Origin of the sequence: Corynebacterium sp. HMSC05E07 (assembly GCF_001807225.1) — a bacterium.
GTDB lineage: Bacteria > Actinomycetota > Actinomycetes > Mycobacteriales > Mycobacteriaceae > Corynebacterium > Corynebacterium singulare.
Window position 1 is genome coordinate 1 of sequence record NZ_KV788217.1, and the last position, 964, is coordinate 964.

Annotated in this window: 2 protein-coding genes; both read right to left on the reverse strand. The window is 52.8% G+C overall.

Annotation, left to right across the window (positions count from 1 at the left end):
• Positions 1–282 (reverse strand): helix-turn-helix domain-containing protein (locus tag HMPREF3149_RS13305; RefSeq protein WP_210385408.1); only part of this gene is annotated, 282 nt, incomplete at its 3' end.
• 378 nt (positions 283–660) lie between these two features.
• Positions 661–964, reverse strand: a 304-nt coding sequence (locus tag HMPREF3149_RS05075) for a hypothetical protein (RefSeq protein ID WP_246819949.1), incomplete at its 5' end; no start/stop codon positions are given.

Below are 964 nucleotides of genomic sequence, written 5' to 3' on the forward strand. Positions count from 1 at the left end.
GACTTGGAGAGTGACCTTGTTTCGGCCGGTACGTGCTTTGGTCACTGCGTCGAAGTCGATGGGAACGAAGTCGCCTTGTGCAAGGCTTCGACCATCAACAAACCATGTGGCCAATTCTTCGTCGGTGACACCGGCGAGTTGTGCACGGGTTGTGATCTGGTGTGCCGCCATTGCCTGGCGGGCCTTTTGGACTGTGGTATGCGAGCAACGCACAGTCGAGCAGATTTGACGGACGGACCAGCCTTGTAAGACAAGATCCATCACGGCCCGGTAATCAGTCACGATCGGACTCCTCTGATTATGCCGCGAGCCCTTTTGTCACGCGGTCAGAAGAATCTTCTCCCAAAGTGTTACTCGATACTCACCATCCCGTTACTGGATAGTCACCACGGTGTTACTAGATACCCCCGCGCAACAGAAGAATCCCTGGACTACTCCAAGCACAACAGCCTCCAGGACTACAGAGAACCAAAGAGCCTTTAAAAAGAAACCACATAAAGGAAAGCCCAGTAATTGCATCCTCACTGCCAATGCTCACTGGAGTGAACAAGCCCTTGTTACTTTTGTCGAAGCTCCGCAGAATAGTTTGTAGGCCGCTCCCCCGAACGGCCACTATGTATAGCTCAAGCCCTGCCTATCGCCCCTCAGGCAGGGCTTGAGCTATTTAATGCTTTTTAGTTGATTGAGAACGAATGCTTCAGCTTCTTCGGTGGCCTGTGTGGACGTTTCCAGCGCTGTAATAAGCGCACGTTGCTGTTGACCATCGAGTCCGTCCCAGTCTTCCCGTAGAGCACTGGCAATACGGGCGATGGCCACTTCCCCACCACTGAGTGTGGCGTCGTTAGGGTCAAATACCGGCACACCAGTTTGGCGTAACAGTTCATCAATTGGGCGAGTCATGACGTTATTGTTGCACACTGCTTCGACATAATCTCCTTGCTGAGAGCGGCTTGTTGGTAGGGGT